This window comes from Streptomyces aidingensis (assembly GCF_900112355.1).
Lineage (GTDB): Bacteria > Actinomycetota > Actinomycetes > Streptomycetales > Streptomycetaceae > Streptomyces > Streptomyces aidingensis.
In genome coordinates, this window is sequence record NZ_FOLM01000027.1 from 1 (window position 1) to 25,183 (window position 25,183).

Consider the following 25,183-nt stretch of genomic DNA (forward strand, 5'->3'; position numbering starts at 1 on the left):
CGCCCCCAGGCCGGGCAGCCCAGTCGGCCCAGCGCCCGCGAACTCGCCTGGCAACGCGGCCTGGAAGCCGCCAGGCGCTACCTCGCCCGGGAAGGGCATCTGACCGTCCCCCGCGGGCACATCGAGCACGCCCCCGCCGACCCGACCACCGAGGCCAGGGGCGCGGCCGGCGGCGGGAAACAGGACCAGGACCTGATGCCCGTGAAACTCGGTGTGTGGATCTCCAACGTCAAGAGCAGGCGGGGGACGCTCACCCCGCAGCGCGCCGCACAACTCAACGAACTCGGCATCCAATGGGAATGACCCGGCAAGCGCTGTTCCTGGCAGCCCCGGGCCAGCTGGGGCCAGGGCTCCCGGCATTCGCGGAACCGCCGGCCACTCCATCCTGGTGCACCGGGACCGGCTGGCGGGGCGGTTTGCCGGAACCGGCCCGCGGCCGGGACCGGTTGCGGATACTGGGCCGGGTGACCGACCACGACGACCACGGCCTCCCGGAGCCGCAGCCGGGGGACACCGCGCGCCTGGACCACCTGGCCGCGCACTGGCGCGAGCTGCCCGAGCTGCTGCAGCAGGACGTCGTCCAGGCCGCCGAAGAACTCCGCGACGCCCCCGGCGAGGCTGTCTCCCAGGTGCTGGAAAGCGATGACGTCCAGGTACAGGCGGCGCTGGCGTTCCGCAGGGAGTTCGGGGTGGGCGGGCAGGTGCACGGTGTGCGGGGCTGAGCGGTGCATGTAGCCGTCGACGGCCGCGCCGGCCTGCTCCGGCCGGTGGTCTGCCACACACCACGGCGGGCACTGCGGCCCCGGTCCTGACGTATCGCTCATGGCTTCCAGGATTCCCGTCCTCGCGGCCAGGCGCAGGCCCCGACCGGCCGAACGGGCACTCCAGCGCGGCCCGGGGCGAGGGTGTCCGGTGCAGGGTGTTGACACCAGTTGCGTACAGTCGTGTGCAAAACAGCCGACTGGTACTAGAGTTCTGGCACGCCCGGATTCATCCCCTCGCCCGGGCGCACCTCCCCTCGCCTCCCGGGGGTGCCCGGCAGACCCCCGCTGCCGGGCACCCCCGGGGGCCCTCAGCCAGCCCGGGCGGGGCAGCAGGGTGTCCCGCGGCTGGGGCCGCTGACAGGCGAATGGGTATGGCCTCCGGGCTCAGGCACAGAAACACCTTTACAGCACGTACCACCTGCAGTAGTAACCGACGACTGTGCCTCCTTTGAAAATCGACTTCGCCACGAAGCCAGTTTCGTGGAGGTAGTCGTTCGGGAGGTAGGTACAGCGGTAGGACCGCTTCTTGTCGGTGAGGCTCCTGATGATGAATTCCTCGTAAATGGTCATCTCCAGTTGAACCGGAGACCCTACGCGGTAGCAGTCGGTTCCCCCGATCGGACCTCCCAATTCGTGCACGAAGAGGCGGTTCACTCGACGAATATCATTGGGGTCCAAGCCAGTCAGAAGGGTGCACTCGAAGACCCGTTCCACACTTGCGTGAGCGGCGGGAACACCCATGGTGAGACTCGCAGGAAGCACCATCATGGCCGCTGCGGCGAGCGCGATGACGCGAGCACGCATGCTGCGCATACCGAACCAACTCCTTTGTCGGGAAGAAGGTGGGACAGAGAGGAAGTGTCGCCGCACTCCGCTCTACAGCACATCCCACAACCAGATCTTCCAGGCAATGAGGTGAACTGCCGTATGTATGTGCCTATGCGGCCGAGGCCGGGGGCCGGCGGCCTGGCACTCCGTCTGAAGGCGCAGCGGCTGCCCGTGGCACTCCTGGGCGCCGACGCTGGCAGGCGTCATTGCCCTCCATCCGCCACCGGCAACCGGTCGACGGTGTCGAAACGCTGCTCCGGGACGTGACCAGAGCCACGGGTCAGTAGATGAGGCGGACCACGGTGACGGTGAGCACGGTGCCGGAGACGATGTAGCGGATCAGCGCGCCGGCGACGGTGGCCTCGCGCCGGTCGCGGTCCCTGGCCACCGGGGTGGAGCCGTGGCCGTAGGGGTCCTTGGCGATGGTGGCGGCCATGGCGGCCTCGAACGTGGCGCGGTCGGTCATCTTGCGCAGGGCGTCATCGGCGGGCGGTGCGTAGGCGATGCGGTAGGTCACGCGGCGCGGCGCCTCTCGGCTTCTTCGGCGGCCAGGCGGTCCATGGCGGCATCCGCGGCCGGGTCGGGGACGGCTTCGAACATCCAGTGCCGCATCACGGCATGGATCTCGTGCACGGTGGCGATGTTGATCGCGGCGTCGAAGTCGGCGCGCCGGTGTTCGGGCAGCGCGGCGCGCCCTCACCGGCCGCGAACGCGAACTGGTCGCCTCCTGGTCCGCTCCCGAGTCCTGGGAAACCGACCGGCCCCACCCCGGCCGCGGCAAATACCTCATCAAAAACGCAGGCCGCCTCGGCATCCCCGTCGAGATGACCCTCACCCCGGCCGAGCGGGAGCTGTACAACACCGATGGCGCCATCACCGGCCACACAGCCCGGCGGCCGGACGGCGGCACCATCCCGCACCCCGCCCGGGGCAAGACGACTACCGCCAGCCCGGCATGACCAGCCGCCGACACCGCACCGCCGCACTGGCCGCCACCGCCCTTGCCGTCCTGGCCCTGGTTCCGGCGACCGGCTGCAGCCAGCCACCCGCCGCCGACCACCCCGACCTCTCAGCGGCAGCGACCACCACAACCGACAGCAGCGGTGAGGCCAAAGAACCCGGCCCTCAGCGGGAGAACGAGCACCAGGAGCAGCAGCCCGACCCCTGGCCGACACCGCCCCCGGACGAAGACCTCACCCCACCAAGCCCCGCCGCCACCGAGCCGGACCAGGCCCCTGGCCCGGCAGCGCAGGAGGCTGGCCCCGCAGACCGGGGCCGCCGCGCCGAGGACGGAGCCCAGCGCCGGAACAGCGGCTACCCCGGGACGAGCCACCCGGAACCCCGCAACCAACAGCTGCACACCACGCCGGAAATGCCGAGGGAAGGCACCGGGCGGCCGGCTCCGCAATCCCATGCCGACCAGCGGAACGAGCAGCCCGACCCGGCCGGCGACCTACCCCACGCACCGAACATCGACCCCGGCTTCGTCTGCGACATCGCCCACGACCAGGTCGACCCCGCCATCGCAAGCTGGTGCCCCGCCGTCATTCCCTGACCACGGGCCGGGGCCAACTGGCGGGCACAACCTGGAGCGAACCCTGCATCGACAACGCGGAGGATCTCCGGCGGGTCAGGGACCTGGACATTCAGCCAGGCAAACTCCATGGAGACCGGGCGCAAGTCGGCCTACGGTTCCAGGATGGCGCGCACATGGACCCGGCTTCACGAACACCTCGGAAGATCGCCGGGAAAGATCGTTTACGAGATGGTGGAGCAGGCCGTCGGGAACCTCTTGGAGGAGAGCGACGACCTGGATTGGAAGGAGGAGCTTCCCGCCTTCATCCCTGTGCGGGGGAAGTGGAACGAGTTCGCCAAGGACGTTGCGGCGATGGCCAACACCCGTGGCGGGCTGCTCATCTACGGAGTCAGCGACAGCATAGAGCTGGTCGGGGTGGACCTCAGCACGGTCAACGAGAAGCAGATGCTCGACACCTTGCGCAACGGTATCCAGCCCTATATCTCCGAAGTCGACATCATTCCGCTGCCCAACCCGGCCGGCGGAGGGCCTGACGTTCTCGTCGTGGACGTGGCGCCAAGCAGGACGGCTCCCCACTTCCAGTACGGGTGGGAGCAGAAGGACAAGGATCGGGTCACCTTCAACGCGCCATACCGCGTCGGCCGCGACACGGTGTGGATGCCTGAGCACCTCGTCGCCCGTGCCTACCGGGACCGATTCGCCCGCCAGGCAGCCGCCGACAGCGAGCTTCAGCAGCACCTGGCGTACGCCTCGGAGGTCTGCCTGGGTGCGGACCCGAAAGCCGCATGGCTAGTTGTCGCCTCCCGACTTCAGCAGCCCCTCCCACCGACACTCCCCCGGCTGACACCGGAGGAAGTGCGGAACACCTTGCAGCGAGCCGCTGGCATCTCCTCCGGATGGCGCCGCTTGCCCACCCGGTCCATGCCCAGCTTCCTGGACGGCCTCGACGGCGTAACGCCCAGGGTGGGCCTACGGCGCTGGGTCGTAAGCAACATGCTGACCACGGCAGACCGGCGCAATCGCCGGCCCATGCTGGTGGAACTCCACGACGACGGCACCTTGGTCTATGCGACCAACCTGTCGTGGGACGCGCTGCAACGGATCCGCGGCGAGGTCCACGTCCAGCTCCCCGTACACATCCCGGCGACGGCAGCAGCTGCCCGCGACGCCGTAGCCCTCGCTGCGGCGTTCCGGCAGGCGCTGCGTGACGACAGCGCCGCCGATGTCACTGCCACTGTCCGGTCCGACAGGCCCGACCCCTACACCGCGATCGCTCCCGACGACTTCTCGGAGACGATCCCCGAGTACGCCCGGCGGCCTCCCCGGTTCTTGCCTGCCTCGCTCACGCTCCCCCGGGCCGACAACCCAGGCGACCTGTGCAGCATGGCGGAGGAACTGGCCGGTGGCGTGATCCACCAGTTCGGCATCGAGCACTGGATCTAGGCCGCGCCCCGCCGCAACTCCAGGAAAGTGCAGGGCGGGCGGCACACCTAGCGTGTGCCGCCCGCCCTCGGGGTCTAAATGCTCAGCCGAGTTCCGCCTGCTGCTGCCAGAGCTTGGCCGCTGTCTGGAAGTCTTCCGGCGTCATGCGTTCCTTGGAGATACGCACCACGGCCGCCGGGTCATCCCATGGGATGGCGTCGGGCGTAGCCGCGTCCGTGGCGGGGGGTTCGGGCGCCGCTGGCGCCTTGGTGCTCGGCTCCGGTTTCCGGCCCTTGCTGCCGGAGGAGGCATGCGGTGGGGCTGCGGCCTTCTTCTCCGCCTTGCGCTGTGCTACTGCGGCTTTCCGCTGGCCCTGCTCAGTCGCCCACCAGTCGAGTTGCTGCTCCTCGGTCCATTTGTGGTCCTTGACGAGCTTGCCGAGCTTGCGGGCGGGTTCGAGTGGCAGTTCCCTGCGGCGGACCATGGTCTGGACTGCCGGTGCAAGCGCCAGGAGGATGCGGCGTTGCGAGACCCAGCCGTCGGCCCTCTCGTAGTGCTGTGCGACCGCGCGTCCTGTGCCGAAGGCTTTGACCAGTGCGTCGACTGCTCGGGCTTCTTCGATGGGGTCGAAGTTTGCGCGGTCGATGTTCTCGGAGACGACGGCGTCGAGGAAGGTGCTGTGGTCCTTGGCGACGTCGTCGTTGATCACGCACTCAAGGGCGGGTAGCCCCACGGTTTGAGCGGCCCGGTAGCGGCGCTCTCCGCTGACGATGACGACGTCCACGTTGCCGACCTGGTCGGCGTGGTCGGGCCAGAGCTTGAGGTACGCCTTGCGGGTCACCACGGGGAGAGCCTGGATCTGCCGCCGCTTCAGGCTTTTGCCGAGATCTTCCAGTTCTTCTGCGGTGCCGAAGTTCTCGCGCGGGTTGACCAGGTTGGCCGCGATCCGGTTCAGCGGGACGCGGAGGAGCCGGCCGTCGGGCTTGGTGTCGACAACGGGGGTGTCCTCGTCGTCGTCGAAGAAGTCGTCGAAGGTGTTGCGGCTCTGGGCTGCCATCACACGGCCCTCGCTGCGTTCTGCTGGCGGCGTAGTTGGTGCTCGAGGGCGAGGGCGAGGAAGTCCTGCTTGGCCTTGGTGGCGGTGTGGCTGGACTGGTACTGGGTGCAGACCAACCCGTCGGCGATGGCGCGGGCGTGGAGGCGGAAGTGACGGATGGTGGAGTTGTAGAGGTTCCACTCACGCTTGAGCACCATGTTCTGGGTGCGTTCCAGGTCGAGCTTGCCGTCGCGGGGTTCCCAGTTGCTGATGACCACGCCGTAGGGCAGGTCCCGTGGCTTGATGACCTTCTCGATCGTGGTCCGGGTTGGGTTGAAGCCGGCTGGGTCGGGCTCCAGCGGCACGATGACGTCGTCGGCGATGTCGAGGACCGCCCGCAGTGCGTCACCGACGGGGCCGTCGCCGAGGGGGTCGATGCTCTCGCCGTCCTCCGCGAGGGGGAGGAAGCCGGGGGTGTCCACTATGACGATGTCGGCTTTGGCCTTGCGGAGCCGTCGCAGGTTGGCGATGTTGTTGCTGGCGTCAAGGACGCGGAACGGGACTTCCCGCCCTGCCTTCTCGATCTTCTCGGCCCATTCGATGCTGGTGCCCTGGGGGTCGATGGAGACGACCGCCACGGTGGGGTCTGCGTCGCCGTTGGCCAGTATCTCGGCGTAGACCGCCGCGAGCTGAACGGCGATCATCGACTTGCCGATGCCGCCCTTCTGGTTGATGACGACCGTGATGTAGGACATGTGGTTCTCCGAGTGCTTCCCGAAAGTTCGGTACTTCGGCTGGAGGCATCATTCCAGAGGGGCAGCCGCAGCGGGCAGGCGACGTCCGTGTCGCCGGCGGGTTCTACGGCCGTAAAACCCGCCGGGGGCGGCGCTGCCCTCGCCGGGCGGCAGGCTCCATGTTTTACGGCCGTAAAACATGGAGCAGATGACGGGCTCCGCTGTGGCGACCGGCACCCAGCGCTGACCGGCCCAAGAACGCAAAAAGCCCGGCTTCCCCAGCGCCTGGTGGGCGTCGGGGAAGCCGGGCTCGGCTGAGGGTTGCGAGGATGAGTACCGGCCAGCTTGCGGGGTGGTCAGCGGGCGGCTCCGGCTTCGGCCGGGGTGGGCTTGGTGGCGTGGTCGCGGCGGTGCCGGTCGCGGGCTTCGTTGGCGAGGGTGCGGAGCATGGGGGCGGACCGCCATCCGCAGGAGCAGCGGGCGCTGTAGGCGGTGCGGCCGGTGCAGCCGGCTTCCTTGGGTTTGCCGACGGAGGTGACTTTGTGGGTGCACTCGGTGCGGTCGTCGTCGTCGTGTTCGCCGACGACGCGGATGGTCAGGCGTGCCATGGCGGGTTCTCCTTCTTCTCAGGCGTGGGTGCGCTGGGGTCGGGTGGGGGTGTCGGAGACGAAGCGGGTGCTGTCGGGGTGGTCGGCGAGCCAGGCTTCGGCGCAGACCTTGTGCGCTGGCTCGCCCTGGTGGCTGCGCAGCGGTGTGGGTGTGCCGCACAGCGCGCACGGCCGGTCGCCGCGGTGGTCGAAATGGCGGGGGTCGCGCCACACCAGCAGCGGCGGCACCGCAGCGGCGGTCGCGGCGGATTCGCGGCGGTGTGCAGCTCGGGCTCGGTGTCCGCGGTGAGGTGGCACCAGCGGCGGGCGGGCAGGCCGCGCTCCACCGCGGCGTGCCCGTAGTCGATGAGGTCATCGACGTACAGCACGTCAGACCTCCTGGCCCTCGTGGTGCCAGGCGGCCAGCCGGTAGTAGGTGGTCAGGAGGTAGAGGTCGATCTCGCCGTCCCGGCCGTCGCTGCCGCGGGCTTCGGCCTGGGGGCCGGTCCGGGCGGTGAGGGTGAGGGCCTGGGGCAGGGCCGGGTCGCCGGCGCATTCGGGCCGTACGGTCCACTGCTGGCCCGGTCGGGCCAGGACCAGGGCGTCGTGGGCGCAGACGGCGAGGGCGATGACCATCAGCGCCGCGTCCGGGTCCAGCAGGTCCTGCTCCACGTAGTCGGCGACGCGGGCGTCGATCCAGTCGTCTGCCGCTGCTTCGTCGCCGAGCAGCTGCTCCAGGCGCTCCACGGCCAGGGGCAGCATGCCGCTCCGGGCAAGGGCGAGAGCCGTGTGCTCGTCGGTGCACAGCCTGGTGGCGATCTCTTCCGGGGCGCGGCCGGATGCGTAGAGGCGGGCGGCATCGCGGGTCCACCGGCCGGTCACCGGGCCTCCCCCGCACGCTGGTTGAGGGCGGTGGCGACGCGGGTGCGCAGCTCGGTGCCGGGGATCCACATGCGCTGCGCGCCAGCGACGGGGACCGGCTCGGCCAGCGGCAGGGTGCCGGACAGCTCCCAGTGCCACCGCGCCTCGGGCATCGCCCACGGGGTGCACTGTCCTTGGCAGCGGGTGTTGCGGTGGCAGCCGGTCACGCGGGTGACCGCGACGACGGCGCCGCGCACGTCCAGGCCCGGCGTGTCGGACGGCACCTGCCGCATGGCGGCCCGGTCGACGGTTTTGGCGGCGTGGACGAGGGTGAGCACGTCGGTGTGCGGGGCGGGCCAGCTCCTGTTCTCGACATCCTTGAAGTGCCAGGCCACGGAAGCCGCCCACGGCTGCTGAAAAGTCAGCGCCCGGACCAGCTCCTCGGGGTTGCGCAGTGCGGCGGCGGTTGCGGCCAACTCGCGGCGTGTGATCATCTCGGACTGTCTCCTAGAGAGATAGGGCGCGCCCCGTTCATCGCCTGGCAGCGACGGGGCGCGCCCGTTGGGTTGGTGAAGAGAAGCGCCGGGCCGGTGACCCCGCCCGGCGCTGGGTGGACAGGCGGCCATCAGGCCGGGGTTTTCGTCAGCTGGCGGTGGTGTACTCGCCGCCGGGGTGGGCGGCCCGGTACGCCTGGACGACGGCGGCGGGGATGAGGCCGCGGTCGGCGACCCGGTGGCCGTTGGCGCGTGCCCACGCCCGGATGCGGTCCCGCTCCTCACGGGACAGCTCGGTGGAGGTGCCGACGTCCGGGACGGTGGCCGGTGCCGACCCTGCGGCCGGGCGGCTGCTCTGCTTGGCCTGACGCAGCTCTTTCTCCGCTTTGGCGAGCTGGGCGCGCAGCCGGGCGACAGCGGCCTCAGCATCGGCCACGGCCTGTTCCTTGTCGCGCTCCTGGGCAAGACGGGCCAGGCCGTCCCGGATGCGGGCGGCGCGGCTGCGGATGCCGGCGGTGGGGTGCGTGTCGGCCCACGCGAGCAGCTGCTCGATGCTGTCGGCGGGGACCGGCAGCGCCGGAGCGGTGGGCTCGGTGGTGGTGGCTTCTTCGGCCATGTCGGGGTCTTCCTCCTTGTGGTCGTCCTGGTCTTCGGGGCCGGAGGTGGTTGGCAGGAGGGGCAGCAGGGCGGTGATGTCGTCCTCGCCGGCGGGCAGCCCGAGGGCGGCCAGCAGCGCGGCCAGGTCGTCCTTGTCGGCCGCCTGGCGGGCGACGGTGCGGGAGGCTGCGGCGGTGACCCAGGCCGGCGCGGGCCGGGGCAGCGGGATCGTCTCGGCCGCCGCGAGGATCGCCTCGGGCATCACGCCGCCACCCGGGCGGGCGCTGCGGTGGGCGGCGCGGCCAGCAGGCGGTGCAGCGCTGCGGCGGGCCGGGCCGGGGCGATGGAGGCCGGGCTGCCGCAGCACCAGCAATCCGCCTCGCCTCCGGCCCACCTCACCCCGCAGGGGGTGCAGCCGTAGGGCGGGAGGACCGGGCGGTGGGCGGCGCGGTGCACGGTGTGCATGGCGGCTGCGGCACGGCGCCGGGCCGGAGCGGGAGGCAAGGCGGCGGCGGCCCGGCGCCGGGAACGGCGATGGGGCTTGCGAGTCATACTTGGGTACTCCGTCTCGTGATGGCGGGATGGGAGGCCCGGGACAGCCGGCAGTTGCCGGGAAGCAGGTCCGGCTGTCCCGGGGGCTCAGGCCGCGAGAGCCTGAGAGCGTGCGGTGGCCGGGTGCGGGTCCGCGCAGGGCCAGCAGGAGCCGAGAGTGCGCAGCGGCAGACAGAACTCGTAGCGGATCCGGCAGAGCGGGCAGGTGCGGCGGGCGTCCATCGCCCGCTCCAGCGCCCGGCGTTGAGCGGGCGTCGGGACGCGCTTGGGCCGGGCGAGGTCGGCCCGGTACAGCCAGGCCATGCGGGTGCAGGTACGGCCCGGGCGGGCCAGGCACTTGCGGCAGCGCAGCTGCGCGACCGGTCCGTGGCCGCCCGGGCTCAGGCCCCTCGCCCGCAGCTGACGGCGGGTGACCAGCCCTTCCGGTGCGGCCTTCCAGTCGTAGGTCGGGAACCCGCGATTCATCGCCCGTCCGGGGCAGCGTCATCGAGCATGGCGGCGGCCTGGCCGGTGCGGTCGGCGGCCTCCAGCGCGGCGTAGGCGAGCTCCGTCCGGCCGTCGTGCCGGTACCGGTCGGAGAGCTGGGTGAGGACGGCCGCGGCGGCGGGCAGCACCTGGTACTCCCGCAGCGCCGCGGCGACATGGTCGGGATCGGCTCCGGCGCGCAGGTCCTCAGCGATGCGCACGAGCGCGTCGGCGGCCAGGTCGGCGTCGCGGTCTCCGTCGTGGGCGTCCGGGTCGATCCAGTCGGCCGCGCTTGTCAGGTACGCGCGCCCGGCGAAGTGGGCGCCGTAGGCGGCCAGCGCCGTCAGCATCATCTGATCGCGGGAGGTCAGCGTCAGCGGGCTTGCGGCCGGGGCCACGATGTCGAGCAGAGCCGCGATCATCACGGCGGCGGCGATCGGCGCGGTGGTGCGGGCCGCGATGCGCAGGACGCGGGTGACGGTCCGGCGGGTGCGCGGCGCGATCGGCCCGGCCGGACCGGTCTGGTCATGGGTGTGGGTCATGAAGTGCTCTCTTCTTCTTCTAGGGGAGCGGGCTTCTTCTTCTTAGGGGAGCTGAGTCAGAAGGGGATCTCGTCGTACGCCGGGAGCGGCCGGAGTCGCAGGGTGTGCTGCGTGCGGTCCCAGCACCAGCACATCTCGCCGTCCGGGTACGGCCCCTCGGACCACCAGCCGCCCTCGCCCTTGCAGTCCGGGCAGGTGCGGCGGGGAGTGGGGGAGAGGCGGATGGCGTACCGGGAGACGCTCAGCTGCCAGGAGCCAGCCTTGAGCGCGACAGCGGCGGCCACGGCCCCCACCGGGACGACGGCCGCGAGCAGCAGGACGGTGCGCGAACGCATGCCGGTCACGAGAGCAGAGCCGCCCGGCGGGTGCTGGCGGTTTCGACGGCCCGGCACCTCTCGGAGTGCTCCTGTGCCAAGCGCTTGAGTGCGCCGCAGCTCGGCGAGCCGCGTCGTGCGGATGATTCGGAACACGGTGAACTCTCTCGGGGTGGTCTGAACAGGCGGTGCTTGCCGCCCGGCCCGCCTCCGGCCCCGCACCCGCGCAGGTGTGGTGTCCGGCGGCGCGGGCCGGGCGCCGGTCAGCCGTTGTGCAGGTGGCGCACCCGTACCCGGGAGCCGCGGTGGAAGTGCACCTCGGTGCCGGGGAGCGGGCTGGCCTTGCCGCCCTTGCTGCTGCGGGGTGCCTTGGCGAGGAGGAGCAGGGCGGCGAGGACGAGGACGGCGCTGCTGCCGCTGATGGCGGCGATGCCGGCGGCGGCCTGGCCGATGCCCCAGCCGAGTCCGGCTCCGGCGCCGATGCCGGCGGCGAGGGTGATCTGGGCGCGGGGGTCGATCAGCGGGCCCGGGGTGAGGTCCCGGGGCGGGGTGGGCTCGGGCAGGGCGGGGACCTGGCTGCGGGGCATGGGGACCATGCGGCCCCAGGCGTCGGGCACGAACACCACCGGCTCGCCCGAGGGCTGGACGGCGGCTGGGGTCTGGCCGGTCAGCGGCACCGGGTAGCCGGGGGCGGCCGGGGTATCGATGCGGGCGAGGGTCACCGGCTCGGTGCTCTCGGGGGTCGGCTGTTCACCGGTGTAGGGGACGGGCTGCATGGATGGTCCTTCCGAAGGTCGGGGACGAGGCGGTCCGGGCCGCCCCGCACGGCGTGCGGGGGCGGTCTGGGAAGCCGTCGGGCCGCCGGAAGCGGGGTGCTTCCGGCGGCCCGAGGGTCCGCGAAGTGATTACGTTGGGTGATTGTCAGAGGGTGTCAGGCGGGGTGTCACAGTGCCCCGAGAGGGGTGTCAGTCGGGGTTGTCAGGCCGTTGTCATGTGACTTCTCTTTAGGCCCCCGCGCCTGGTGACAGTCAAAGTCAGGGCTGATCACCCTGACTTTGGCCGCTACTGTGGGTGACCGCCTTACGCGGGCACGAGGGGGGATTGGACGATGGTGTATTCGCCGTGCCCGGTCCTGTGGAGCACCCCGGCCTCCACGAGCCGCTTGAGTTCGCCCTGGAGCCAGGGCCGCTTGCGGCCGGCCGCCACGGCGGTCGGGATCAGGTCGGCGGGCTCGAACTCCAGCCGCCCGGTGCGGGCCCAGGTGTCGAGTTCGGTGTACAGCATGTGCCGGGCCTCCTCGGTGGAGGCCCGGGCGGTCTGCTCGAACGCCAGGGAGGTGTCCGGGTCGGCGTCGGGGACGTCGTCCTCCAGCCGCAGGTGGGCGTAGGGCGCGTCGGGTTCGGGGTCGGGGGGCAGGGTGCTCATGGTCTCCTCGTAGGCGGCGGTGAACGCCTCGCGCTCGGCCGCCTGGTCCTCGTCGGTGAGGTCGGGGGTGGTGGGCTGGGGCATGGGCTGCTCCCGCGAAGGCGCGGCGGCCGGCACCGCCGGGCTGGTCGGGACGGTGGTGCGGTTGGTGCCGCGGTGCTCGCGCTGGGCGTATGCCTGCCCGAGGGCTTCGGCGGTCACGGCGTCGAGCGGGTCGCGCACGCAAGCGGCGGCGGCCACCAGGGCGGACAGCACGTCCCGGTCGGTCAGCGCACCGCGCCATTCGGTGGTCCACCGCTCGGGCGGGATGCCCATGCCGGTGGCGTAGGCGTAGCCGGGCCGGTCCGAGCCCCAGTCCGGGACGGCACCGGCCTCGACCACCCGGTCGGGCAGGCAGAACCCGGCGTCTGCGGCGTCGTTGACGCCGAAGCAGGCGGTGGCCTGGAGGTTGGCGCGCACGTCCGTGCTCATGTTGGTCCAGGTGGCGCGCTGGAGGCTGACCACCAGCCAGATCCCCACGCTGCGGGCGGCGCGGGCGATCTGGTCCAGCTCCTCGAAATCGGCCAGGTCAGCGGCCTCCTCCAGCCACACCACGATCGCGTTGAGGCTGGAGTCCGGGGTCCACTGGTCCAGGCCCTCCTCACCGAGGTGGTCGCCGCGGGCCTTGATGGCGCCGGGCAGGGTGCGCAGGAACCGCTTGGCCTCCTTCTTGTCCTGGATGAGGTAGTCGATGCCGTCCTTGATGTGCCCGACGGTCTGCCGCCCCTTGGCCAGGTCCACCAGCATGATGCTGAGCCGCCGCCGGCACGCCAGGTGGGCCAAAACCGTGCGGGCGAACTCGGACTTGCCCGCGCCGGTGACGCCCATGACCAGCAGGTGCTGCAGGATCGACCCGGAGAACGGGTCGATGAGCACCGGCTCGCCGTCGGCGTACAGGCCGACCGGGATCGGGGCGGTCGGCAACTGCCCAAGGAAGGCGGGAGCGGTGAACGGCACGCCGTCCTTGAGCATGTCCGCCACCCGCACCTTCAGGTGCGCGAGCGCCGCGTTGTCGGTGTCCTTGGTGATGGTCACCCCCGAGGGCGGGACGTGCGCGGCGGCGGCCAGGCGGCCGGCGGCGGCCTGGGCGTCCTCGACGGTCTGCCCGCCGGTGACCTCCAGCTGGGCGGTGACCACGCCCTTGTCGGTGCCCTTGACCTTGGTCACCTTGGTCTTCTCCAGGCCGATGGCGCCGGCCAGCTTGGCCCAGCCGCCGGCCTCGCCCGGCTGCTGCTCGCCGTCGTCCCCGGCCGGGGCGACCCCGAGGAGCTGGCGCACGTTCCACGACGCGGCGAACAGGGCACCGCCGATCAGCCAGGTGTCCAGCACGCCGGGGGTGAAAGGGCCGGCGGCCGTGGCGATGGTCAGCCACCCGGAAGCGGCGGCAGTGCTGGCCACGGCCTGGGTCCGGCGGATCCGGCGAAAGCGGGTGGAGCCACCGGCGACGTGCCAGGCCACGGCGGACAGGGCCACGCCGCCCAGGCCGAGGGAGGCGCAGGCCAGGCCGGTCTCGGTCGCGCTGTCATTCCACAGCTCGTGCGCGGCGGCACCGAGGGCCGGGGGCAGCGCGGCGGCGGCCAGCCACGGCGGCAGGTAGGGCGCGATCCGGTCCACCAGGCCGCGGCCCTGCGCCTTCGCGGTGGTCGCGACCTGGGCCTGGGTCCTCTTGACCAGGGTGTTCTTCTTGGCTGCCATCAGTCGTCTCCGATCGTGAACTGCGGCCGGGCGGGCTTCTTCGGCTGCCGCCGGGCCTCCTGTTCGGGCTTGACGAAGTGCCGGTCGAAGGCGTGGGCCATCTTCAGCGCGCCGACCCCGAGGGCCTTGGCCGCCTCCGCGCTCACCTTGAGGTGGGCGGCGACCAGGCGGGCACGCACCTTGGACCCGGCGCCGAAGGTGAACCAGCGGCCCTTGTACTGGCCGAGCGTGGCCTGGAGCTCCTCGGCACGCATGCCGAGGATCAGGTGCAACTCCCTGCCCAAGTGGTTGATCGCCTTGGCCAGGGCCAGCACATCGCGGTTGCTGCGCAGCTCGATCCGCTCGATGCGGGCGATCATCGCGTCGCCCTGGTGGTGCCGGCCATCGGTACCGGACCCGGCAGTGGCCTGCCCCCCGTCGTTGTTGCCGTCGTTGTTGCCGCCACCGGAACCGCGCCCGCCGCCGCCGATGTTGACGTTCATGGTGCGGTTCGACGTCTTGTTGGTGGTGCGCGACCGGCCACCGCCGGTGCCGGCACCGGAGTCGGGCCGCGGCGGGGCGGTCCCCGCACCGGCGTTGGGCGGCGCGCCGTACGGGCCGCCCGGACCCGGCTCCTGGAAGTCGGGGTCCTGCCAGCGGCGGTCGGCGCCGGTGGAGGCGTAGGGCCGGTGCGGGGCGTACGGGCCGGATCCGGGCGGGCCGAAGCCCGCGGCGGTGCGCGGGTCCGGGCCGGTACGCGGAGGCGGCGGAGTGCTGCCGTTGGAGCGCGGGGGAGTCGTCATGGTGGGTCCCTTCGGGGATGTTGAGGCGTGGGAAAACAGCAGGTCGGTGCGGGTGCGCGGGTCCGGCATACGGGCGGTCGGCACCGGCCGCGACGCAGGCCGGCCGACGTCTTCGGCGAGCGGCGGTCCGGGAACGGGCACCGGCGCCAGCGCAGGCTCGGGCTCCGGGACTTCGGCAGGCTCCGGCTCCGGCGCAGCAGGCCGGTCGAGCGCAGCAGCCGGGGCGGGCTCGGTGTCCGGCTCCGGTAGCAACCGGGGCTTGGGCGGCTCGACGGCCGCAGAAGGCGGCGGCTCCGGCCCGGGGGTGAAGTCTTCGGGTGTGGAGTCCTGTTCGGGCTGCGCCCCGGCCTCCGGTTCCGGTTCGGCCGGTTCCGGCAGAGCGGGGACGTCCGGGATGTGCTCGTAGGTGACGCTGCCGTCGTCCGGCAGGGAGGCGAACAGCTCCTCCAGCGGCAGCGGCCGGGGCTTCGGCGGCTTGCGGCGGGCGGTGGCGTAGCTGTTGGCCGCCGTCGTCGGCGGGGCGAACCGGTGCCTGCCGATGGACTCCGCGGTCATCTCCAGTACGGTCGCGGCGTCCAGGAGCTCCCAGTCGTAGCGGGCGGTCACGGGGTCGTTGCCCTTGACGCCGCCCTTGCGGTGCTCCTCGGCCTGTGCGAGCAGCTCCTGCTTGCGGGTCTGTTTCTGCTGGTCGGGGACGGCCGCGTACATCTCGCGCAGCGCGGCCTGCACGTTCTTGGTGTGCGCGGCCTCCAGCTGGCGGGTGGTGCGGATGGCCCCGGCCTGCTCGGTGCGGATCGTGCGTTCGGTGCCGAAGACCCGCACGGTGGTCTCCCGGTGGTCGGGCTGGTCCACGGCCGGCTCACCCGTCGTCGCCGGGGTCGGTGTAGACGTAGCGGCCTCCGAGCCAGGGCCAGGCGCGGGCGGCGACCAGCTCCACCTCGGTGTCGCTGTGGTCGGCGGCGTCGGCGGCCTGGTCGATCAGGGCGTGCTGCGCGTACAGGGGCGCGGTCTGCGCCGCGGCGTACAGGTCGGTGGGCCGCCAGCGGGTGGGGTGCAGCGCCACGGCCAGCACCGTCCGGGCGATCCGGGCGGTACTGGCGGCGGCGTGCACGACGGTGTCCAGCAGGCGGAGGTGGAACATGCCGTACAACGGGGGCCTCCTTCGCGGAGTTCAAGGGACGGTGGGGTGGTGCCGGGTTCGGCCGGGCGGGCTGTGGCCGCCTGCGGTGCCCGCCCCCGCTGGCCGCGAACGACGGGCAGGGCAGGGGCGGGTACCGGGCGGCACCGAGCGTCCGGGCTGGTCAGAGATCGGGTCAGGTGCGGGTGGGCAGCGCGGCCAGCGGCGAGCGGCGGCCGGCCGGGGTGGCCCGCACCGCCTCCCAGTCGATGCCGGGCGCGGCCAGCAGCTCCTCCAGGTCACCGGCCCGGTACAGCGGGACCTGCGGGCCCCAGCTGCGGGGCTGCTGGGAGCTGCACACGTATGTGGCCGGGGTGAGGCGGCCGGAGCGGACCAGGTGGGCGATGTCGCAGGTGCGGATGCGCAGGTGGGCGGCGGCCTGGTCGCGGGTGAGGAGACGGCCGACGTCGCAGGCGCGTTCCAGGGCGTCCCGGTCGGTGAACGCGGCCAGCGCCTGGCCGTTGTAGAGCTGGTGGCCCTTGTAGGTGCCGGCGGTGGGGATCAGGCCGGTCCGGGCCAGCTCGATCAGGATGTCCGGGTCGACGTTGATGCCGAACCGGTCGGTGAGCAGTTCCGCAGCGCGGTGCGCGCCCAGGTTCGGCACGTCCTCGGCGGCCTCGCCGGAGTCGGTGGCGACGGTGGGATGCGTGGTGGTGGTGTTGGTCATCGCGGAGGTTCCTCCTGACGGGGGCCGATGGAGAAGGGGAGACGGGTCCGGCTGCGCAGTGGGGGAGCTGCGCGGCCGGGTTGCGAGGTGATGGGTTCGGTCGTCGGGGGGCGTGACTGTCAGATCCCGGTCCTGACAGTCAGCTGACTGTCAGGACCGGTTTGCGCAGGTCAGCGCTGGTCTGGGGCGGCCGGGCGGGGAAGGGCCCGGCAGGTGGTGGCGTGCTGGTTGGCGCCCTTGCGGGTCTCGCACAGGTAGGCGTCCATGCCCTTGTACGGGCCGGTGTCCAGGCATCCGGAGCAGGTCCACCGGTGGTTTTCCGACTGCTCGTCGCCGTCGCCGGTGACGTCGACCGTGGCGCCGCCGACGGTGAGGAAGCGGAGCACGACTCCGGCGGGCCAGGGCGGCTGCCAGGCCGGGGAGACAGGGGCAGAGAGCGTAATGGCGGCAGTGCGCATGGAAACTCCCAGTTCACAAGGGGTGTGGGGCACGGCCTGGTGGCCGCGGCCAGTCCCCGGACACCGGGCAGGGAGGTGCTGCCAGGCGGCCGGGGACGACCGTGCGGTGCCAGGACGGAGGACTGCAGGTCAGGCGGCCTGCGAGTGCGCGGCCTGCTCCTGCTGGAGGAGTTCGAGGGCGCGCTGCTTGCGGTCGTGGGCGGTGCCGGTGGAGACCCCGAGGTGGGCGGCGATGTCGCCGACCTTGACGTTCTGCTCGCCGCCGGCGGCGCGGATCATCGCGGCGACCCGGTGGGTGTCCCAGTCGACCTGGGTCATCCGGGCCCGTGCTGCGAGTTCAACCGCCCGGGCTTCGAGTTCAGCGGCCCGGCGCCGGTGTTCAGCGGTGGCGGCAGCGTGTTCAGCCAGGCGCCGCTCGGCGGCGGCCTGCTGCTCGCGGGCCTGGCGCTCGGAGACCTCCTTCTCCTGCTGGACACGCAGGGCGGCGGCGGCGTGTTCAGCTTCGCGACGCCGGTGTTCAGCCTCCCGCCGCAGGTGTTCAGCCTTGGCTTCGGCGGCCTTCGCCGCGGCGGCCTCGTGCTCCTGCGCCTGCCGCTTCGCGCGGGCGGCTTCCTCCCGGTGCTTGGCGGCAGCGGCCTGGGCCCGGGCCTCGGCTTCAGCCTCCAGCTCGTGCTGTTCCGCCTCAGCCGCCAGAGCCTGGCGCCGCTTCTCAGCCTCCAGCTTCAGCCGCTGCTCCTCCTGCGACGCACGGAGTTCCGCCTCCTTCCGCTTCAGCTCCAGCTCCCGCATACGGGCCTGTCCTTGCAGGTCAAGACGCTGCTTCTCCTCCTCGGCGCGGGCTTCGGCCTCCGCACGGGCGGCCTCCTCGGCCCGGCGCCGCTCGACGGCCTCCTTCTGCGCGAGCAGCCGGGACCGCTCCAGATCCGCCTCCAGAGCGGCCTTCTCCTCCGCCCGTGCGGCCTCCGCACGGCGACGCCCGGCCTCCTCCTCCAGCCGCTTTGAATGGGCGTCGGCCTCCTCCTGAACACGCCGGGCCTCAGCCTGAATCTCCGCCTGGCGACGTTGAACGTCGGCCTGCTGCCGCTGAATCTCTGCCTCGGCTTCGGCCTTGGCGGCCCGCCGGGCGAGTTCCAGCCGACCCTCGGCTTGAATGCGGTCCAGCTCGGCTTGAATCTCCGCGTCCCGGATCTGAACATCAGCGCGGACCTTCTGAACGGCGGCCTCCGCCCTGCGCAGAGCGGCGCGGCCTTCGCGCTGCTGCTCCCGGACGTCCTCCAGCAGCGGCACCCACAGCGCACGGTCCACGGTGAAGCCCAACCGGGCCAGGCTGAACGGCAGCATCTCGTCCGGGGCAGCCGCCTTCTTCCAGGACGAGTCGCCCTCGGCGTAGCGCTGCCGCAGCCGCTCCCGGTAGATCCGCAGCTGCCGGTCCTGCTCCAGCGCCTCCCGGTAGGTCATGGACCACAGCCGCATCCGGCGGGCGATCCGAGGCGTGGAGATGGGGGCCAGCAGCCACCGCGAGAGCGGGACCTTCTCCGTGCGGCGCCGGCCGCCTGCCGCGCCGATGTGCGCGGCGTACAGGTGAGCGGCGATCTCGGAGAAGACAACCCACAGCGAGGCGAGGACGGCGTGCCCGACCTGCGAGGGCAGCGAGGACGCCGCTTCCCAGTTGAGGTAGACCGTCACCGCGGTGCCGCCGCGCGGCACCCACTTGACCCACCACAGCGGCCGGTCAAACCGTACGAGCAGCAGGTTCACGATGGAGAAGGCCAAGATGGACAGGTCCACGCCGACCGGGAGCAGCCAGGGCCATTCCCAGCCCCAGCCACCGACGGCGGGCGAGGCGGCGGCCTTGGCCTCCAGCGCCTGGTAGCTGGAGATCAGCCCGAGGGTAGCGACGCCGGTGCCCAGCACCACCCCAAGCGCAACCAGCCACTTCTCCCACTTCTCCAACTCCCGTACGGGAGCGGTACGGGTGGGGGCGGCCAGCTGCTGGACGTCCGCGTCATCGCCCAGCACGCCCGGCATGCCCGGTTCGGGTGCGCAGGCCGGGGCGGGCTCCGTGCGTGGCGGCTCGTCCTGCCCGGCCGGGAGAGCCGGCGAGGCAGTGGTGTGCTGTTCCTTGTGATCGGTGAGCGTGTCGGGCGGGGCGGTCATGGCCTGGTCTCCCTACCGGTGTCGGTGGAGGTCGAGGAACGGGTGAGGGCCAGGCCGGCGGCCAGGCGAGTCAGGGCGATCACGGCGGCCGGCAGCGACCGGTCCGGCAGACGAACGTAGGTGTCGTCGTCCGGTTCGGTGTCGCGCCCGGTGATCGTGGTCTTGGTCATCCGGGGAGGCGGGGCCGTGGTCACGAGCCACCTCCCAGGCGGAAAATGCCGGTAGCGTTGGGCATAGCGATTCGCTCCTCTACAGCGGTCGCGCCAGCAGAAGAGGCCCCGGGCCTGGGGCCTCTTCTGCGTTCCGAAGTGGAGACACCGATCCGGGAGTCGGCTCTCCGGCCCCACCCGGCCGGGGCCGGGCCGGGTGGGGCGGGAGAACCGGCGGCCCCGCCACCGGACTCGGGGTCCGGTGGCGGGGCCGCGCGGCGAGTGGAGGTGTCAGTGAGTGGAGGTGTCAGTGCCGGTTCGGGCAGCGCGGGACGCCGTAGGGCACAGTGCTGCCGCAGATCCAGCACCTCCAGCTCGGCAGCTGGGCCGGCACGGTCACCGTGCCGGTGCCGGTGCCGGTGCTGCTGGGCGTTTCCTGCCCCTGGGCAGCGGAGGTGTCAGCCACGGCCGGCACCTCCCTTCCCCGGAGCCGGGTTGGTCCCGCCGGGCTTCCGGCGCGGCAGGGGCAGCTTGACCGGCTCGGCCGGGGGCTGCGCCGGGGGCACTGGCCCGCCCAGACGGTCCGCGCCGCGGGCGCGGCGCAGGGCCTCGTCAGGCTGGGAAGGGTGCTGGCGGCGGGGGTGGCTCTGGCCACCGCCACTACGGGATGCGATGATGAAGGCCACTGGTGATTGCCTTTCTGGTGATCGCGGCGGCCCTCCGGAGGTCCAGTCCGGGGGCCGCCTCTTCTTTGTGCGGTCAGGCCGCTTTCGCGGCGGCGGTCTTGGTGCGGCGGCGGGCGGCGCGGCGGGCGGCCTTGCGGCGCTCGTCCTCCGACAGCCCGCCCCACACGCCGTGCTCCTGCCGGGTCTCCAGCGCCCAGGCCAGGCACTGCTTCTGCACGGGGCAGCGTCGGCACACAGCCTTGGCCTCCTCGATCTGCAGCAGAGCCGGGCCGGCGTCGCCGATCGGGAAGAACAGCTCCGGGTCCGCCTCTGCGGCGCAGGCGGCGAGGTGCCGCCAGTCGTTGCTCGTGCTCATCGGTCTCCTCGGTGGTCAGGCCGCCCGTCCGGGCGGCGCCGGGGCGGGCGTCGTGCTCGGAACGGCGGTGGTGGCGGCGCCCGGCTGCGGCTGGTGGCAGAGGGCGAGGACGGTGAAGGTGTCGTGGTCGGCGGCCGTCCAAGTGCGGGGGTCGCCGTGGGCGGCGCGGAACTGCGCCGGAGTCGGAATCGCCATGTCTTCCTCGACTGTGAGGAGTTGAGGGGTGGTGGGTGGGAGTCCTGCGTCCCCCGAAACGCCTCCGGCCGCCGCCCGGTGATCGGGCGGCGGCCGGAGGCGCGCGGGCAGCGCAGGGCTGCGGGGAGGGTCAGGCCACGGTGGCGCGGCGGATGGCCCGGGCGGTCCGCCGCGCGGCCGCCATGCGGGCGTGGAGGGTGTAGCCGGTCTCGCACCGCCGACCCGCGCCGCCCGGAGCGACACGGCCGCGCTCGCCGCCGATCCGGACGCCGCCCTCGGCCTCGGCTGCCCGCTGGCACGCCCGGCACGCGGAGTCGTGCAGCACGAGCGCGGCGAGCAGCTGCTCGTAGGTCGCGGCGCGGATGCGGGAGGCTGGCGGGGCGGAGGGAACGGGCCGCTTCACCAGCGTGGTGCCGTGCCGGGAAGCGGGGGAACAGCCGGACTCCATCCGGCGCTGCCAGGCCTCCCAGGCCCGACGGCTGTGGTCCAGCGTCACGCGGCGGTTGCTGCCGAGGCAGCGGCGGGCGTCGGCGGTGCCGACCGTGCCCCGGTGGTGGGGGACCAGCTTGGGGTTGGCGCCCTGGAGGCCGGTGATCGGGACCCAGGTGGAGCAGTCCGGGCACACGATGCAACCAGCGCCGGGCCGCAGGTCGATGTGGGCCAGCGGCAGAGTAGACAGCAGCAGCGCGGGGCGGCTGCTCACGTTCTTCGTGTTGGTCCGCCGCTTGCGCTTCCGCGCCTTCGGCATCTTCGGCGTCTCGGTGGTGGTCGGGGCGTGCGGCATCGGTTCCTCCAGCCGGAGAGATGAGGGTGGGGTGGGTGCGTCGATGCGCTCTCCGCCGGCCAGGGCACAGGGCAGAGCCGGGCCGTGGGCGGTGGGCAGCGCGCCGCGCCGCAGGTCAGACATCCGGGCAGATTTGGTGGTGCTATCGCCCGGCCGCCGTGAAGCGGCTGTCTGTCAGCGGTGGAACAGGCAGGTCAACCCGGGGTTGAAACCTAGGTTTTTTGCCCGCAATGATGACAGCACGTTCTGTGATGGGCTGTCAAGAACCTAGGTTTGTTTACTTCTGACACGCCGTCGGAGGATCGGGGGATCGACCTAAAACCTAGGTCTGTTCTAGACTGATCATCCGAGACGCCCACCCGTGAGAGAGACGAGCGCCGATGACCGACGACCCGAGGGGGCCCAAGTGGCGAGTCCTCGCTGCTGAAATGCGCCGCCGGATCGAGGCCGGCGACTACCCGCCCGGTGCCACGCTGCCGCAGATCAAGCAGGCCGCCGAGGAGGCCGGCGTGGCAGCCGAGACCGCGCGGCAGGCATACAAGTCTCTGGAGGCGTCCGGCCTGGTCAGGAGCGTCAAACGCATCGGATTCGTCGTGCTGGAGCCCCCCATGCGCCGCCGTATCACCCGAGGAACCACCATCACCCGCGGACCCCGTGGGTACGTCTTTCCCGCCGCTGCCCACCCGGGCGAGGTATGGGAACCGCACGGCCGCCCCAGCGCGAAGCGCGTTCCGGCACCGGCAATCGTCGCCCAGCACTTCGGGCTGGAGGCCGGCACCGAGGTCGTGCGCCGCCGCCGGGTCATGTCCCCGGCCGGGGAACCGCCGTTCCAGTTGGTTGACACGTGGATCTCGACAGAGGCCGTCGCCAGCGCGCCGCAGGCTGCGGAGCCCGACACGGGCCCCGGAGGGTACCTGGACCGCCTTGAGGAGGCTGGCCACGGGCCGATCACCTGGGAAGAGACGATCCGTGTCCGACTCCCCGAAAAAGAGGAAGCGCAGCTGCTCGCCATCCCGAGTGCGCTGCCCGTGCTGGAGACCGTCATCGTCGGCACTTCGGCCCAGACCGAGCAGCCGGTCGAAGTGACGATCCGGATCATCCCCAGCGACCGAGTGGAACTGGTGAGCCGACTCCAGCGCGCCACATCGGCGCGGTGGCCGGTCCAGCCTGCCAACCCGCAGTAGTAACCACGTCATACGAGACCACCTAAGGCTCGAAGTCAGCGCCCCAACGCTGGAGTTACCGATCAGCGAGAGCTAACGTATACGCCAGGCACTCACAGGACAAGGCTTGGCGTATACGTTAGTCGAACGAAGTGGTGAGAGAGGGGGCAGAAGATGCCCAGACGGTACGAAGAGATCGCAAGCGACATCCGGGACCGCATCAGGTCAGGTGAGTACCAGCCCGGGGAGGCTCTGCCTCTGATGCGCGACCTCGCAACGGAGTACGGGGTCAGCGACATCACGCTGCGCAAGGCCTACGAACTACTCACCAGGGAGGGCCTGGTGGAAAGCCGCAGACGCTCCGGCGTCTACGTCCGGCCGCACCCCGACCGAGTCCGACTGACCGTACGGCACCGGCAGGTGGAGCGGGACGAGCTCGGCTACTACTCGGGCCCGGAAGTGCAGCACTGGCGTGCGCTGCCCCACTCGGACGGCGAGCGGACCCGGGTCACCGAGTTGCCGGCGCCTGCGGACGTCGCGGAGATTCTGGGCGTCGCCGCCGGTACGCCACTCACGGTGCGTCGGCGAATGGTCGGTGACCCGCACCGGGAGGAGCACCGGCAGCTCGCCGACTCCTGGATCGCCGGATGGGTGACAGCAGAAGTCCCGGCCCTGACTGGCAACACGGGCATGGGCGGCATGTATGACCGGGTTGAGGAATGGGCTGGTCGACCGCTGGAGTGGCGGGAGGAGACATCGGCGCGGATGCCGTCCCCCGAAGAAGCCGAGAGCCTGCTGATGCCAGCGGGCACACCGCTGCTCCGGGTTGTACGCGTCACCGTGTTGCCCGGTGACCCGGACCGCGTGGTCGAAGTCCAGGACATCCGGATGTCGGCTGCACTGTTCGCAGTCGGTTACCCCCTTCTGCGCGGCCCGTCCGCAGCCTGGCCCGTCAATCCCGCCACCAGCGACTACTACAAGGCCCCGCCCTCGGAGATTGAGTGACTAGCATCCTGGCGGGGCCACTCGCACTGCCCCCGTAAAAGCGGAAGCCGCCCCTGCTGGAACAGGAGCGGCTCTCGCGGAACGACTCTCCCAGGCGCCAACCTTCCGAGTCGTGATGCACCTAGCGGTGACGATCGGGCCGGGCCCGCTGGCCCGGTCACCTGACAACAGGATAGACACCACCTGGCGGGACCGGTAGCACTGGATTCCCGCCACGCGGTACCGCCTCACCAGGTTCACCACAGTGCGTCACGGCTCCATAGCACACCGGAGCTGTTTGTGTCACACCCACGCACCTCCCGGCCGCCCCGCCCCCCGGCGACCGGACCCGCACACTTCTTCTTCCGCCGCCGCGGTCACACCGGCGGGCAGGCTCACACCTCTATGGGCATGCACCTCTCCATGCCCGCGGGCGGTTCCGCCCGCACCCAGCCCAGCCCTCCGGCCCGGCCGGTCACAAACGATGCCCCCCACGGCCTTAGCCAAGGTGTGAGGGACACCACTGCCACCACCCCGCACGGCACCAGCGGCGCCCGGGCGCGCAAACGCTACCCACAGGCAACCTGGGCCGGCGTCGCCCCCATGAAGTTCAGCGACGTTCACAGCGGCATTCTCCAGGCCGGCCACGCGCACCGGGACCGGCGCGCCGCCGGGCTCCGGTCACATGCCTGGCGGCAGGTTGACGAACCGGCCGTAGTGACCCTGGTGGGCGACCGTGATGGTTGCTGTGGGGCCGTGGCGGTATTTAGCGACGATGAGGTCGGCCTCTCCGGCCCGAGGGCTCAGCCGGTCGTAGGCGTCTTCACGGTGCAGCAGGACGATGACGTCCGCGACGAAGGTGATCGCCCCGGACTCGCGCAACTCGTCAAGGGCCGGCACCCGGTCGGACCGCTGGTCGGAGCGCCGGTTGAGGTGGGCCGTGGCGACGATGGGGATGTGCAGTTCCCGGGCGAGCCGCTTGAGGTCGCGGACTGCGTCACCCACTTCCCGCTCCCGCAGGTCATTGCGCTTCTCAGGCCACAGGTCCTGGATGCCGTCGACGGCCACCAGCTGCAGGGTGTGCTCCTCGTGGAGCTCGTGGACGTCGGCGCAGAGCATGGCGGTGGTCATGTAGGGCGGGGCGGAGATGTGCAGCGGTGCCTCCGCCAGTTCCTTCGCGTGCCGGGCCAGCCGCGCCCATCCGTCGTCGTCCAGACGGCCGCCACGCAGGTGCCACAAGGGCACCCGGGCCTGCGCGGCGAGGATGCGGTTGGCGAAGTCTTCGGGGCTTTCTTCCAGGCTGAACACGGCTGTCGGGGCCGCATTGCGGATTGCCGCGTGGCGGCAGATGTCGCTCAGCAGGGTTGTGCGCCCAACCGACGGCCGGGAGGCGATGACGGTCAGGGTGCCGGGCTGCAGGCCGCCGGTGAGGGAGTCCAGATCGGTGAAGCCGGTCGGCAGGCCGGTCAGCCTGGGCTCCTTGCTCAGGTCTTCAAGTGTGTCGATCACGCTCACCATCACGTCTTGCAGCGGTTCTGCGACCAGGTAATCCGCCTCGGCTTCGGCGTCCGTGCGCTGGGACGGCAGGTCGGTGGCTGGTGCGGCCGGGGGCGTTTCCGCCATGGGGTCTTCCTCCGGGAGGGCGGCTCGGTAGCCAGGTACGGGGAGGCGAGTATGCCCCATTCCGGGCTGCCCGGTGGCGTCCTCAACGGCGCCCCTGTCCCTGGCCGGGCA

33 protein-coding genes are annotated in these 25,183 nt (G+C 71.8%); 7 read left to right on the top strand and 26 right to left on the bottom strand.

The annotated features are described in order from the left end of the window. The coding region (locus BM242_RS27125; RefSeq protein ID WP_175541603.1) for a helicase associated domain-containing protein at window positions 1-303 on the top strand (303 nt) is incomplete at its 5' end. 161 nt (window positions 304-464) lie between these two features. Beyond that, window positions 465-722: a hypothetical protein gene (locus BM242_RS27130; RefSeq protein WP_139238471.1), complete on the top strand. Its 258-nt coding sequence runs from the start codon at window positions 465-467 to the stop codon at window positions 720-722. A 444-nt stretch (window positions 723-1,166) separates the two neighbouring features. Here BM242_RS27130 and BM242_RS27135 read toward each other — a convergent pair whose 3' ends face one another. Together BM242_RS27135 and BM242_RS27140 are read right to left on the bottom strand one after the other, a co-directional pair. Next, on the bottom strand, window positions 1,167-1,577 hold the full coding sequence (locus BM242_RS27135; protein WP_093841600.1) for a hypothetical protein: 411 nt from the start codon (window positions 1,575-1,577) through the stop codon (window positions 1,167-1,169). A gap of 295 nt (window positions 1,578-1,872) precedes the next feature. Continuing rightward, window positions 1,873-2,109, bottom strand: coding sequence for a hypothetical protein (locus BM242_RS27140; protein ID WP_093841601.1), 237 nt, complete (start codon window positions 2,107-2,109; stop codon window positions 1,873-1,875). 307 nt (window positions 2,110-2,416) lie between these two features. Here BM242_RS27140 and BM242_RS31000 point away from each other — a divergent pair, with 307 nt between their 5' ends. The 3 genes from BM242_RS31000 (at window position 2,417) to BM242_RS27155 (ending at window position 4,572) form a co-directional block, all read left to right on the top strand. Further along, window positions 2,417-2,551 (top strand): hypothetical protein, encoded by a 135-nt coding sequence (locus BM242_RS31000; protein ID WP_281254725.1) that lies wholly within the window; start codon window positions 2,417-2,419, stop codon window positions 2,549-2,551. After that, window positions 2,548-3,147, top strand: coding sequence for a hypothetical protein (locus tag BM242_RS27150; RefSeq protein ID WP_093841602.1), 600 nt, complete (start codon window positions 2,548-2,550; stop codon window positions 3,145-3,147). Before BM242_RS31000 ends, BM242_RS27150 begins: the two co-directional genes overlap by 4 nt. Before the next feature lie 144 nt (window positions 3,148-3,291). Then, complete coding sequence (locus tag BM242_RS27155; RefSeq protein WP_093841640.1) at window positions 3,292-4,572, top strand: AlbA family DNA-binding domain-containing protein; 1,281 nt, start codon at window positions 3,292-3,294, stop codon at window positions 4,570-4,572. A gap of 82 nt (window positions 4,573-4,654) precedes the next feature. Here BM242_RS27155 and BM242_RS27160 read toward each other — a convergent pair whose 3' ends face one another. The 23 genes from BM242_RS27160 to BM242_RS27265 form a co-directional block, all read right to left on the bottom strand. Further along, entirely contained in the window at window positions 4,655-5,608 is a 954-nt protein-coding gene (locus BM242_RS27160) for a ParB/RepB/Spo0J family partition protein (protein WP_093841603.1), read from the bottom strand. After that, on the bottom strand, window positions 5,608-6,342 hold the full coding sequence (locus BM242_RS27165; RefSeq protein WP_093841604.1) for a ParA family protein: 735 nt from the start codon (window positions 6,340-6,342) through the stop codon (window positions 5,608-5,610). Before BM242_RS27165 ends, BM242_RS27160 begins: the two co-directional genes overlap by 1 nt. Window positions 6,343-6,677: 335 nt before the next feature. Then, entirely contained in the window at window positions 6,678-6,929 is a 252-nt protein-coding gene (locus BM242_RS29725) for a hypothetical protein (protein ID WP_093841605.1), read from the bottom strand. An 18-nt stretch (window positions 6,930-6,947) separates the two neighbouring features. Then, window positions 6,948-7,157, bottom strand: a complete 210-nt coding sequence (locus BM242_RS27175; RefSeq protein WP_245834563.1) for a hypothetical protein — start codon at window positions 7,155-7,157, stop codon at window positions 6,948-6,950. A gap of 141 nt (window positions 7,158-7,298) precedes the next feature. After that, on the bottom strand, window positions 7,299-7,790 hold the full coding sequence (locus tag BM242_RS27180) for a hypothetical protein (protein ID WP_093841606.1): 492 nt from the start codon (window positions 7,788-7,790) through the stop codon (window positions 7,299-7,301). Then, window positions 7,787-8,263: an ASCH domain-containing protein gene (locus BM242_RS27185; protein WP_093841607.1), complete on the bottom strand. Its 477-nt coding sequence runs from the start codon at window positions 8,261-8,263 to the stop codon at window positions 7,787-7,789. The genes BM242_RS27180 and BM242_RS27185 overlap by 4 nt, the downstream gene beginning before the upstream one ends. Before the next feature lie 148 nt (window positions 8,264-8,411). Beyond that, window positions 8,412-9,122: an Lsr2 family DNA-binding protein gene (locus BM242_RS27190; RefSeq protein WP_093841608.1), complete on the bottom strand. Its 711-nt coding sequence runs from the start codon at window positions 9,120-9,122 to the stop codon at window positions 8,412-8,414. Further along, window positions 9,122-9,412 carry a hypothetical protein gene (locus BM242_RS27195; RefSeq protein ID WP_139238472.1) on the bottom strand — a complete coding sequence of 97 codons (291 nt, stop codon included), beginning with the start codon at window positions 9,410-9,412 and terminating at the stop codon, window positions 9,122-9,124. Before BM242_RS27195 ends, BM242_RS27190 begins: the two co-directional genes overlap by 1 nt. Window positions 9,413-9,499: 87 nt before the next feature. After that, complete coding sequence (locus BM242_RS27200) at window positions 9,500-9,877, bottom strand: RRQRL motif-containing zinc-binding protein (RefSeq protein ID WP_093841610.1); 378 nt, start codon at window positions 9,875-9,877, stop codon at window positions 9,500-9,502. Further along, entirely contained in the window at window positions 9,874-10,419 is a 546-nt protein-coding gene (locus tag BM242_RS27205) for a hypothetical protein (protein WP_093841611.1), read from the bottom strand. Before BM242_RS27205 ends, BM242_RS27200 begins: the two co-directional genes overlap by 4 nt. A gap of 56 nt (window positions 10,420-10,475) precedes the next feature. Then, complete coding sequence (locus tag BM242_RS27210; RefSeq protein ID WP_093841642.1) at window positions 10,476-10,754, bottom strand: hypothetical protein; 279 nt, start codon at window positions 10,752-10,754, stop codon at window positions 10,476-10,478. Window positions 10,755-10,996: 242 nt separating this feature from the next. Next, window positions 10,997-11,509, bottom strand: coding sequence for a hypothetical protein (locus BM242_RS27215; protein ID WP_093841612.1), 513 nt, complete (start codon window positions 11,507-11,509; stop codon window positions 10,997-10,999). 304 nt (window positions 11,510-11,813) lie between these two features. Next, a complete protein-coding gene (locus BM242_RS27220) occupies window positions 11,814-13,892 on the bottom strand; it encodes an FtsK/SpoIIIE domain-containing protein (RefSeq protein WP_093841613.1) in 2,079 nt (692 codons plus the stop codon). Continuing rightward, window positions 13,892-15,526, bottom strand: a complete 1,635-nt coding sequence (locus tag BM242_RS27225) for a hypothetical protein (RefSeq protein WP_093841614.1) — start codon at window positions 15,524-15,526, stop codon at window positions 13,892-13,894. The genes BM242_RS27220 and BM242_RS27225 overlap by 1 nt, the downstream gene beginning before the upstream one ends. A 7-nt stretch (window positions 15,527-15,533) precedes the next feature. Continuing rightward, the gene (locus BM242_RS27230; RefSeq protein WP_139238473.1) at window positions 15,534-15,824 is read right to left on the bottom strand and encodes a hypothetical protein; all 291 of its coding nucleotides are present in this window, start codon (window positions 15,822-15,824) and stop codon (window positions 15,534-15,536) included. Between the two features lie 163 nt (window positions 15,825-15,987). Next, entirely contained in the window at window positions 15,988-16,518 is a 531-nt protein-coding gene (locus tag BM242_RS27235; protein WP_093841616.1) for a hypothetical protein, read from the bottom strand. Between the two features lie 170 nt (window positions 16,519-16,688). Continuing rightward, window positions 16,689-16,976 carry a hypothetical protein gene (locus BM242_RS27240; RefSeq protein WP_139238474.1) on the bottom strand — a complete coding sequence of 96 codons (288 nt, stop codon included), beginning with the start codon at window positions 16,974-16,976 and terminating at the stop codon, window positions 16,689-16,691. A 129-nt stretch (window positions 16,977-17,105) separates the two neighbouring features. Further along, window positions 17,106-19,133 (bottom strand): DUF2637 domain-containing protein, encoded by a 2,028-nt coding sequence (locus BM242_RS27245; RefSeq protein WP_093841618.1) that lies wholly within the window; start codon window positions 19,131-19,133, stop codon window positions 17,106-17,108. After that, window positions 19,130-19,303, bottom strand: coding sequence for a hypothetical protein (locus tag BM242_RS29730; protein ID WP_175541604.1), 174 nt, complete (start codon window positions 19,301-19,303; stop codon window positions 19,130-19,132). The genes BM242_RS27245 and BM242_RS29730 overlap by 4 nt, the downstream gene beginning before the upstream one ends. 286 nt (window positions 19,304-19,589) lie before the next feature. Further along, the gene (locus BM242_RS29735) at window positions 19,590-19,748 is read right to left on the bottom strand and encodes a hypothetical protein (RefSeq protein WP_175541605.1); all 159 of its coding nucleotides are present in this window, start codon (window positions 19,746-19,748) and stop codon (window positions 19,590-19,592) included. Between the two features lie 293 nt (window positions 19,749-20,041). After that, window positions 20,042-20,323 (bottom strand): WhiB family transcriptional regulator, encoded by a 282-nt coding sequence (locus BM242_RS27255; protein WP_093841620.1) that lies wholly within the window; start codon window positions 20,321-20,323, stop codon window positions 20,042-20,044. Between the two features lie 15 nt (window positions 20,324-20,338). Then, window positions 20,339-20,518: a hypothetical protein gene (locus tag BM242_RS27260; protein WP_093841621.1), complete on the bottom strand. Its 180-nt coding sequence runs from the start codon at window positions 20,516-20,518 to the stop codon at window positions 20,339-20,341. Window positions 20,519-20,648: 130 nt separating this feature from the next. Further along, window positions 20,649-21,425, bottom strand: a complete 777-nt coding sequence (locus BM242_RS27265; RefSeq protein ID WP_139238475.1) for a hypothetical protein — start codon at window positions 21,423-21,425, stop codon at window positions 20,649-20,651. A gap of 257 nt (window positions 21,426-21,682) precedes the next feature. Between BM242_RS27265 and BM242_RS27270 the strand changes: the two genes are divergently transcribed. Further along, complete coding sequence (locus tag BM242_RS27270) at window positions 21,683-22,486, top strand: GntR family transcriptional regulator (RefSeq protein WP_093841623.1); 804 nt, start codon at window positions 21,683-21,685, stop codon at window positions 22,484-22,486. Between the two features lie 153 nt (window positions 22,487-22,639). Beyond that, window positions 22,640-23,470 (top strand): GntR family transcriptional regulator, encoded by an 831-nt coding sequence (locus tag BM242_RS27275; protein WP_093841624.1) that lies wholly within the window; start codon window positions 22,640-22,642, stop codon window positions 23,468-23,470. 660 nt (window positions 23,471-24,130) lie between these two features. Here BM242_RS27275 and BM242_RS27280 read toward each other — a convergent pair. Continuing rightward, a complete protein-coding gene (locus tag BM242_RS27280) occupies window positions 24,131-25,072 on the bottom strand; it encodes a replicative DNA helicase (protein WP_175541606.1) in 942 nt (313 codons plus the stop codon). Window positions 25,073-25,183 lie beyond the last annotated feature (111 nt).